Source organism: Streptomyces sp. NPDC059224, assembly GCF_042754285.1.
In the GTDB taxonomy this organism is placed as follows: Bacteria; Actinomycetota; Actinomycetes; order Streptomycetales; family Streptomycetaceae; genus Streptomyces.
In genome coordinates, this window is the sequence record NZ_JBHZAN010000007.1 from 248,068 (window position 1) to 257,554 (window position 9,487).

Annotated in this window: 9 protein-coding genes; 3 read left to right on the forward strand and 6 right to left on the reverse strand. The window is 69.0% G+C overall.

Annotation, left to right across the window (positions count from 1 at the left end; genetic code table 11):
* The first annotated feature begins 36 nt into the window (after positions 1 to 36).
* Positions 37 to 840: a GNAT family N-acetyltransferase gene (locus tag ACFXI4_RS10090; protein ID WP_384989218.1), complete on the forward strand. Its 804-nt coding sequence runs from the start codon at positions 37 to 39 to the stop codon at positions 838 to 840.
* 40 nt (positions 841 to 880) lie between these two features.
* Here ACFXI4_RS10090 and ACFXI4_RS10095 read toward each other — a convergent pair whose 3' ends face one another.
* Positions 881 to 2,230 carry a helix-turn-helix domain-containing protein gene (locus ACFXI4_RS10095; protein ID WP_384989220.1) on the reverse strand — a complete coding sequence of 450 codons (1,350 nt, stop codon included), beginning with the start codon at positions 2,228 to 2,230 and terminating at the stop codon, positions 881 to 883.
* A 189-nt stretch (positions 2,231 to 2,419) separates the two neighbouring features.
* Here ACFXI4_RS10095 and ACFXI4_RS10100 point away from each other — a divergent pair, with 189 nt between their 5' ends.
* Both ACFXI4_RS10100 and ACFXI4_RS10105 read left to right on the forward strand, forming a co-directional pair.
* Positions 2,420 to 2,965 carry a hypothetical protein gene (locus tag ACFXI4_RS10100; RefSeq protein ID WP_384989221.1) on the forward strand — a complete coding sequence of 182 codons (546 nt, stop codon included), beginning with the start codon at positions 2,420 to 2,422 and terminating at the stop codon, positions 2,963 to 2,965.
* A gap of 84 nt (positions 2,966 to 3,049) precedes the next feature.
* Positions 3,050 to 3,889 (forward strand): HNH endonuclease, encoded by an 840-nt coding sequence (locus tag ACFXI4_RS10105; protein WP_384989223.1) that lies wholly within the window; start codon positions 3,050 to 3,052, stop codon positions 3,887 to 3,889.
* 212 nt (positions 3,890 to 4,101) lie between these two features.
* Here ACFXI4_RS10105 and ACFXI4_RS10110 read toward each other — a convergent pair whose 3' ends face one another.
* From ACFXI4_RS10110 to ACFXI4_RS10130, 5 genes are all read right to left on the reverse strand, one after another.
* A complete protein-coding gene (locus ACFXI4_RS10110) occupies positions 4,102 to 4,554 on the reverse strand; it encodes a hypothetical protein (RefSeq protein ID WP_384989225.1) in 453 nt (150 codons plus the stop codon).
* A 45-nt stretch (positions 4,555 to 4,599) separates the two neighbouring features.
* A complete protein-coding gene (locus ACFXI4_RS10115; protein ID WP_384989226.1) occupies positions 4,600 to 5,709 on the reverse strand; it encodes a DUF4262 domain-containing protein in 1,110 nt (369 codons plus the stop codon).
* Between the two features lie 160 nt (positions 5,710 to 5,869).
* Positions 5,870 to 6,343, reverse strand: coding sequence for a hypothetical protein (locus ACFXI4_RS10120; protein ID WP_384989228.1), 474 nt, complete (start codon positions 6,341 to 6,343; stop codon positions 5,870 to 5,872).
* Between the two features lie 653 nt (positions 6,344 to 6,996).
* Positions 6,997 to 7,215, reverse strand: a complete 219-nt coding sequence (locus ACFXI4_RS10125; RefSeq protein ID WP_234332406.1) for a hypothetical protein — start codon at positions 7,213 to 7,215, stop codon at positions 6,997 to 6,999.
* Between the two features lie 614 nt (positions 7,216 to 7,829).
* The gene (locus ACFXI4_RS10130; protein ID WP_384989230.1) at positions 7,830 to 8,465 is read right to left on the reverse strand and encodes a hypothetical protein; all 636 of its coding nucleotides are present in this window, start codon (positions 8,463 to 8,465) and stop codon (positions 7,830 to 7,832) included.
* Positions 8,466 to 9,487 lie beyond the last annotated feature (1,022 nt).

Sequence of the window (9,487 nt, forward strand, 5' to 3'; positions counted from 1 at the left end):
AGCACCCTCGCTGCTGGCCGTGCCAAGGTGGCACCCATGGAATCCGTCGACACCGTCCTGGACCGTGTCTGGCCCGCCCAGTTGCGCACCGACCGTCTCCTCCTACGGCCGGTCACCCGGGAAGACGGCCCCCTGGTGAGCGAGTTGTTGACCGACGACCGTGTCCGCGCGCACCTCGGCGGTCCGGTCACGGAGGATCGCGTTGCCGCCCGGCAGGCGGCCTACTCGACGATGGCCGGCGCCTTCACCGTCGTCCGCGTCGCCGACGAGCGGCCGGTCGGCCTGGTGATCATCGGCGCCGACCACCGGTGCGAGGGCCGCGCCGAAGTCTCCTACCAGTTGCTCCCCGCGGCCTGGGGCGAAGGGCTGGGCAGGGAGGCCGTCGCCGCGGCCGTCAGCTGGTGGACGGACGCCGTCCCCGGCGGTGGCCCGCTGGTCGCGGTCACCCAGAAGGCCAACACGGCCTCGCGCCGCATGCTGGAGGCGATCGGCATGACGGTCGTCGACGAGCTCGACGAGCACGGTGCGCGCCAGTGCCTCTACACTCCCGCGGGCGACCAGGACGACAGCGACCTGCGCTGGGTCCGCCTGCTCGCCGAGCGGCGGGACGCTGTCGAACGTCGCCGAGGCTCCCAGGCACGCGCGACCGCGGCCGGCCAGAACCTTCCCGACGACCTCGCGGCGCTCACCCCCGAGGAGCTGGCCCGGCTGTGCCCCGCCCGCCACGGCGCCTACGGCCGGATCTGCGCCCGCATGGCCGATCACACGCCGGACCTTCACCTGGGCCGGGCACAGGACGGCGCGTGGATCGCCTGGCTGACGACGGCTGACACCTCCTGACCGCTCGACCCGGCGCGGCCACAAGGGGCGGCGTCGGCGCTCAGAACTCGTCTGCGCGCATCGGGATGAGCTCGGCAACCTCGAACTGGGCCGTGTCCGGGTGCAGTTCGAGGAACCGGTCGATGACCTGGGCGTGCGCCTGGCCGGTGAACAGGTCCAGCGCCACATGGTCGAGGGGACCGTCGTCCAGCTGCAGGTACGTCATGGCCAGATGGGCGCCGTGGTGCAGAGCGTCCTTCTCGGTGGGGTAGGTCCAGGTGCTCAGCTCGCGTTCCGGCTCGCTGCGGTGCAGCAGAACCCACAGGCCGCCGGCCGCCCCCTTGGGCGCGTCGGCCAGGGCCCGGCAGGTGCGGCACCACGACGCGTTGGCGGCGAGCCGCTCCTCCGAACCGGCACCCCACACCGGCGCCGGTACGACGACGCGCGTGACATCCGGCCGTACCGGTAGGGCCTGCGGCTCCCGGGTGAGTAGCTCGGGGACCCGGTAGGTGGTGCGGGCGCGGCCCTTCCTGCCGGACGGAGGCTGCCACAGTGCCCGAGGCCACGGCTCGTCGAGCGTTACCGAGGGGCTGCGGCTGAGGGGATGGCCGAGGTCGACCAGGTCCCCGTCGGACGGCGTCGGCTCCTCGCCCGGAGGCAGCGGCAGCAGCCACCCGGCCGTGTCCTTCACCCAGGCCTGCCCGCAGCCGCACCAGTGCACGGCGGCATCCTGCTCGGCGGGGCTGTCGTACCAGTCCGGCTCCTCCCGGCCCAGCCCGAGGCGCGCCATGGCGGTCGGCTTCTCGCACGGGCAGGACGCGAACCGGTACAGCTGCACATCGGGCTGCTCGTCGCGTGAAGCGTGCAGCCACGCCGGATGGACACCCAGTGCCCTGGCCAGTGCCTCCCGCTCTCGATCCCCGGGTCGGGAGCGGCCCGCCGCCCAGTGTCCGATCTGGTGCGCGCCGACACCGACGTCGCCGCCCAGGCTGACCGCGGTCTTCGCGGCCGCCTCCTGCCATAGCCGCAGGCGCCGCGCGAGGGGGGACAGCTCCAGCAGCGCCCATACCGGGTGGTCACCCTGCGGCTCGACGTGATCCGGATCGTCCTCCCACACCTCGTGAAGCTCGTTGTAGGAAAAGGCGTGCTCGGCCAGCGTCTCGGTCACCCACCGGCGCACTGCGGCGTCGTCCGCCCACTGCTCATCGGTGGCCTCCCGAGCCGCGGCGTCCGCGTTCTCCGCCAACACCAGCTCTTCGTGCAGTGGGAACACCAACTCCTCGACGCCCAGCAGCGCCCGGGAGGCGACGACACGGCGAGCCGGCTCCGGTGCCGCGCCGCTCAGCACACCCGACAGCACGTCGACGGCCCGAATCACCAGCCGGTCCTGCTGCTTTCCCCACCTGCTCACTTGGACCCCCTCCCGCGGCCGCCGCGGCCCCGCACGTGCCACATCATCCCGGCCACGACACGGACGCGGGCGACAACGCCCGAAGTTCACCCACACCAGAACAGGCCCGCCCCGCACCCCGGACAGCCAGCGGCGCCCGGCATCAGACCCAGCACAACCGCCAGGTACGCGGCCACATACGCTGTGCCGATGCCCGTCGTACCCCCGCTCTTCAGCGATGCCGAGACCGACCACCCCGCCATCGCCCAGTGGTGCTCCACCATCCTGGCCAGCGACACCGCCCGCCTGCTCCTCCTGGGACCACACTGGTCCGGCAAGTCCCACGCCGCTTACGCCGGGCTGCGCCGTCTTCTCGCCTCCGGCTACCGCGAGGAGAACATCACCGTCCACCAGGCCCACGATCTCGGGCGCAGCTACGAGCCCAGCTTGATCGAGAACACCACCGCCGTCACAGTCATCGACGACCTGACCCTCTCCGTCGACCTGGTGCGCGAGGCCAGCGTGCCGCTGAAGCCGGACCTCGCCGACGTCCAGGCCATGATGGCCCTGGAAGCGGGAGCACTCGCAGATGCCGTCGCCCGCCTGAGCCTGCTGCCGCGGCGCTCCTGGCTCCTGATCGCCTCGAACCTCGACTGCCTCGTCGAGGCGGTCGGCCAAGAGACCGCCGAGCGCCTCGTCGCCGTCGCCGAGCAGGCCGAACTCGCCCCCCGCCCCCGGCCGACCCTGCGCTGGTAGCAGCCGGACAACCAGCACGCCCGCCGCACCTCAACCCGCTGGACTACGCTGCGCGTTGTCGTCAGGGCGAAGGAAGGGCGGGCTGTGGCCAAGCGGACGAACGGCTCCGACAAGAACCGCAAGGAGCCGGTGTCCGGCGTCGCGCGCCGACTGTGGGCGTTCTCCGGCAACGAATGCGCCTGGGGCGACCCACACTGCTCAACGCGGCTGGTCACAGATGAAGGCGCCTGGGTCGGTAAGATCGCCCACATCATCGGCGCCGAGTCCGGCAGCGCCCGGCACGAGGCATGGGACGGCAAGGACGTCGAACAGCTGCGGGACTTCGACAACCTGATGCTGCTGTGCGGGGTGCACCACGACCTGATCGACAGCAGCGTCACCCGGCACGACTACACCGTCGAGTACCTGCGGGCAGTCAAACAGAAGCACGAGGCCAAGTACCGGTACACGCTCGACGACATCGAGGCCGAGTTCCGCGACACGGTCAACGGCTCCCTGGTCCAGCCCGCCACCACCATCCGCCGCTTCTTCGCCTGGGAGGATGCCAACCAGGACCCGGAGGACGAACAGGACTTCCTCGAGCTGGTCAACCGCTTCGCGGGGCGTGTCGGCGGCCTCACGCGGATGGCCCGACAGGTGCTCGCCCTCGTCGTGCACGAGCAGACCACGGACTTCGAGCTGGTGCTGAGGCGTTTCTCGGCGGACCGTACGACGCTGCTCAGCGTCGTACGCGAGCTCCAGAAGGCGGAGATGGTCTACCTCCACGCCGAGGAGTACGACGAGGACCGCGGACAGCTTTCCCTGCTCGGTGGCGCTCTGGAGGGCGTCCCCGAAATGTGGGACGAGCTTCGGGGCTTCTGCCGCGACGAGAACGTCGACGTGAAGGAGATCCTGGTAAACCTCGACTTCTCCCGCCTGGACTGAGCCGCCCGTGATCAACCGGCGGGAGTGGCGGCCCCGGCCGTACTGCGTCCCGTCACGGGGACCGGGGCCTGTCCCGCACTCTCCATTCCGGCACGGGCCACAGCGAGCCTAACGGGTGCGCCGAGAGCCCCTGCCCGATCTCCACCAGCTCGACTCACCGGCCGGGACGAGGTACCGAGGACGAGCACGGCGAGGAGACTGCCGCAAGGCATTCACGCCGCCGGCTTCCGTACAGGACCGGTTCCGCGAGCGGCGACACCGGCGGCACCGTCCTCGCCGTCCTGGACGTGCTCCGTGTCGGCCTCGCCGGGCTTGGCGGTGGCACCGTAGAAGCCACCGAAGGCCTCGACACCTCTCTTCCCCTCCAGTTGGGCGAGCAGCGCCGCCGCGGCCACGCCGCGCGCCAGTTCGCTCGCGGTCCGGACCACACGGTTCTGCGCGCGTCCCGACCGAGGACGACCATCGCTGAACTGCAGTACGTCACCGTTCTCGCCCAGGCTGCCACCAGCGCGCTCGGCCTCGCCACGTAGCCAGGCCTTGGCCTGCTCGCGCGAATGGCCCCATTGCCTGAGCTTGTACGCGATGTCAGCGCCGCATAGCGGAACGGCGAAGTCCAGGAAGAGCCGCAGCTCGTCAATAGCATTCAATGGTCCAGGCTGGCGCATAGAAGAATCTCCTAGAACATAAAGAGTCGCAAACCCGAAATAGGGCTAAAGAAGTGGCTGGGTTCCAGGAGAAACCGAGCAGGAAGCGTCAGTCGGAAAGACGCCGTCACTATCGGGCCACACGGCCTGCCAGTACGGCACGGCAATCTCCTGGCCGTACACCGCACGCAGCATCGCGAAGGGCTCCAAGGACTCCACGGGGCGCATGAGCAGTTGGAATCCGTCCGCAAGAAGCCCGTTCAGCACCTCACCGGAAACCGGACCAGACGATTCGGCGAACCGCTCGACGACGGAATGGAGTACGCCCTGCATCACCCGGACGTCCAGGCCGGTCATCACGAACTCCTGCCCCAGAGACTCGTGCAGACCGATGGTGTAGCAATAGGCGGCAGAACCCTCATCACCAAGTACCGGCTGGATAGCGAACCCGTGCTCCGCGATCACGGCCCGCAGCCGAGCAACGTACGCCGCCATGAAGTCGGGCGGACACACCGGGCACTCCTCATCTCCGCAAGAATCGTGAGGGCGGCCCTTCGGCAAGACATTGGCCGCGGCATCGGGTGTGAAATCGAGATCGCGGACGACCAGCTGGGACGGGTCACCGTCCGGACGGAATGACTCCAGAGCCGGGAGATCGATCAGGCCCCAGCCGCCCTGCGACAGGTCACCCCCCAGGCACGACCACCCGTAGGCCCGGCCACTCGCGTCGTCGACCTCGACGACGTACCACTCACCCTCGGCGGAGTAGTACCGGAGGCGGACCACCCTGTGCTCATGCGGCTCCAGGACCGTTGCCCACAGAGCCGGGATCTCGGCCAGCACCTCCGGAGCCGGGTAGAAGCCGTGGCCGCGCTCCTCGCGCCACAGGTCGGGCGGCCGCGTCCCGACCGGAGCGCCCCCCTGCGCAGAGCCCTCGGGGTCGGGCTGGGCGCGGAAGATGGCCTGCTCCACATCCGGGTGAAAGATCGACACCTCCTCGCCGTCCCAGCGCACGGTGAACGCCTCCAGGTCACCGGGCAAAGCGAGCAGTTCGGGGACGGTCTCCATCGCCCTGAGGAAAAGAGCGATGAACAGCTCTTCCCGGCCTCCGGCGTCGGTAGAGACGGTGGATCGCTCCCAGGGGTGCCCGAGGAAGCGCATGCGGATGTCCGCCATGATCAGTTCTCCAGTGAATCGTGGGTGGGGAGCCGACGAGGACCTGGCCGAGGGCGTGCGTCGCCGCCGAGGCGATCGCGGAGTAGCGACGCTGCGCCTCAGCGCGCATGACGGGCCAGCCGGCCCCGACGGAGTGAGAAGAGGGAGGAGCCTGCCCGGATCAGGAGGCTGACGACTGCTGGGCCCGGCACTGGCCCACCACGGCGAGCACGGCGACGCCGAGCAGGTCGGCACCCGCACCCGCCATCCAGTCGCCGACTGTCGCTTCCAGGCTGCTGCTGAGCCGCTGGATGAGCTCGTGCACGCCGACATGCGGAACGCCCTCGGCATCGCAACCAGCCTCGAAGTGCCCGAAGTCGGGGGCGTACGCGTGGTAGTGCCCGTCGGCGCTCCAGTGAGGGTCCTGCCACAGCTCGAACACGGCGTTCGGGACGTCCTCCTCCAGCCGCGCGGCGACCTCCTCGCAGAGGCCCAGTGCGGCGTCCCGGGCACGGTAGACCTGTCCCAGCGTGAGGGTCTCGGAGGGACCACGGTCATACTCGTCGCGCAGTTTGTGCTCCCGCATGAGGTCGAGAAGCGCGACGACCTCGCCAGCGGGAATCGAATGGATGCGGAGCTGCAGATCAGCAGACACGATTCTTCCTACGATCGAGCGCCACGGCGGGCGCGGATGAATAGGGGCAGGACCGCGGGCGTTGTCGGCAGCGGTGCAGTAGAGGGGCTTCGTGCCCTCGGGCCGGCGCCCTCGCACCTGCGGGGGAGCGGATCCTGTCGGCGTTTGGTGTGGGCGGCTCTTCAGCCGTCCGGTGTTACGTCGATGACCTGGTTGAGGGCGGGTTGCAACCGCGATGCCTCACGCCGTCAGCTGCGCGTCTCGGCGCGGCGAACCATACGGCGGAGTCAGGGCCCCTTTTCCCTCTCATCGCTGTACCGGCCCGGAAGGATCTTGTTCCCCACGGAGCCGGTCCGACCGTTCTTCATTTTGTGACGCCTCGCGGGACGCTGCTTCGTCCCGGTTCCCGGGACGGGGGTGGTGATGTTGAGATCAACTGCGCATCTGTTTGCCCCGATGCCTTAGGTGGCGTTGTTCTCGGGGCAGTCGGGGCAGTCGTCGGGACAGCGGCTTGGGTGCCGTAGGTGTGAACCTCACAGCGCACACAGGGGTCGACGGAGGCGACGTAGTCGCCGTCTTCGGTACGGGCTTCTCCGGCCCAGTCGTCAGCCGGGATCCCCCAGTCGGTTCGTTGGAGTGGCCGCAGTTGACCTCGCCGGGACGGTAGATGGCCATCAGCCCTCACCGACCATCACCGGCACGCCTGACGTCCGGCACTCCTGGCCGCGCACGAAGTGGCGATCCAGTCGGCCGTTGATCAGATCGACAACCGCACCGCACCCGGCGGCCGGGCAGCGGACGGCCATGACCCGGCCCTCGTCGTCAAGGAGGGGCATTTCGGATGCGATGGCCATCGCGGTCTGCTCGCCCTTCAGGCGTACGGAGAAGGTCACCTCGCCGCCGCTCTCTACGTCATCGAGACACGACCGGCACAGGGGCCGCCGACGGGATCTGACTGTGGCCTCCGGCGACGGGGTTACACGGTGCCCGTCGGGCGAGACGCCGGGCGGCAGGCCCGTCTCGGGGTCAATCAACAGGCTTGGAGCGGTGTGTCGTTCAAGTTCGTGAAACATCGTCGGGCGGCCGCAACAGGGGCACTTCATCAGATAAAACAACCGGAACTCTCACGATCGTCGGAGTGGTGTGGGTATGCGCGGAAGACCTTCTGGGGAAGGCCCGTGTGCGCTGCTGTTCCATGGAGATCCAGCCGGTGACCTCGGTCGGGTCGCCTTCCTCGACGAGGCCGCAGCCTTGCTGGCCGGGCGGCCTCTTGGCCGGTGATTCGCTCCCTGGCCGCGCAAGTACAACAATACACATTGAAACAGGAATGCGCAACACCCTTGGGGTGGTGCCCGGCATCCCGGGCAAGATGCGGCGCGTTCCGGCACCCAGCCCGTACGGGAACGAGGGCCGTCTGCCTCGGTGCCCCGGGCCAAGGGCCGGGAGACGCGAGGGTCCGATCGTGGCTGGTGGGGGTTGGAGGGCCGCCGGGCCCTGGTCGGGTGGTTCAGGCGGCCTTGTGGCCGTTGAGCTTCTCGACCAGCCGGGCCTTCTTGAGTTCGAGGGCCTTGATCAGGTCGTCGACCTCCTTGATCTGCGGCGCCAGGACCTCCGCGCGCTGCGCGTCGAGGAGCTTGGCGTACTTCGCCTCGCGCTTCGCGGTGTTCTTGTCGGCCCGGTAGATCTTGACCAGCTCGGTCACGAGGTCCTGTACGGCCAGGAACGTCGCCTTGCTGGCCTCGGTCGAGGGCGACTTGACCTCGGTCGCCGCCGCCCGGAGGTAGCCCCGGAGGAACCGCACCTTCGGCGCGCTGTCCTTCTCCTCGGCCTCCGGGTCGACGTCCAGGTCGGCCGGGTTGACCAGCTGGTGACCGATGATGAACGCGGCCTCCAGCTCCTCGCCCAGCATCGGGACGTCCGTGCGCTCGTCGCGGTCCGCGCCGCCCTTGCCGAACTGGACGTTCAGCAGCCCCGGGACCTCCGGGAACGGGTTGTAGTCCGGGTGGATCACGATCGCGCCGACCGGCAGCGCACCGTCCTGGAAGACACGGGACAGGTCGTAGATCGTCTCGCCGTTCTCGCCCTCGGAGACCGAGTACGAGTAGGTGCCGTTCTGGGTGGTGAGCGTCTGGGTGCCGGACATGAAGATCCCCTCCAACAGGGTCAGGTGGTGTGGATTCTCGGCCGGTTCTTCGTTCCCCCGACCTCGTGATAACTACAGTACACACCGAATCATGAATACGCAACACCAGAACGGGATCACCCCCACACGCTCAACCAAACTCGCCCCCAACCAGGAACCTCACCCACCACCCCACCCCCGGCGACCACCCGTACCCGCATCCGAGCCCGCACCGCCGACCCACCCCCGAATCCACCGGAGCCACCCGACCCCGCCCCCGCGCAACCCCGGATCTAACACCCCCCACAAACCCCCGGACGCGAATCTAACGCCACCGGGAAACACCCACCGACCCAAGCCGCGAATCTAACGCCCGCCCCACGCATGACGATTGGAGCGGCCCCGGATCTAACACCACCGGTCCACCGAATCTAACAACCCGCCAGTTCCCGGAACGCGAATCTAACGCCATCTTCACGCACGCCCCGGATCGCCGCACACGGCCCCCTGGAGCCTCGCCCCCCGCTATCCCCTTCCCCGACTGCCAACACCCCTGTAGGCTGCCGTCAGAGCCGCACAGGGAACGCCCGGCCGGACCGGAATAACCCCCGGGGCCGGAGAAACGGAAACCCCGTCAATTCCCGCCCCACAACTTGAATTTAGGGGCCCCGAGCCCTTAGAATGATCAGACCGCACGAGAAATCAGGGCCACCCGCAGAGAAACGCCACCGGGACAACCTGAAAACCCGTCGAGAAACCACAGAAAAGGCCCGCCAGGACCACGAGGGACCCCCTCCCACCTAGCCAGCCAATCTCTGACCCCAACCCCCGGAAAGAGGAACCGAATTCGAGGCCGAACCACCCGCCGGCCTCCGGCCCGCCCCGCGGGCCGGCTCCACGGCCGGCCCCTCGGCCGGCCGGTCAGCGCTCTGCGCTGACGGTCTGTCAGAGGGCGGGCAGCGCGCACTATACCCGTGGGGGTATACAAAACAGACGCAGCCGCAGACAAACGCAGGTGAGAAATCCGGGGGGGGCCGGTAAAA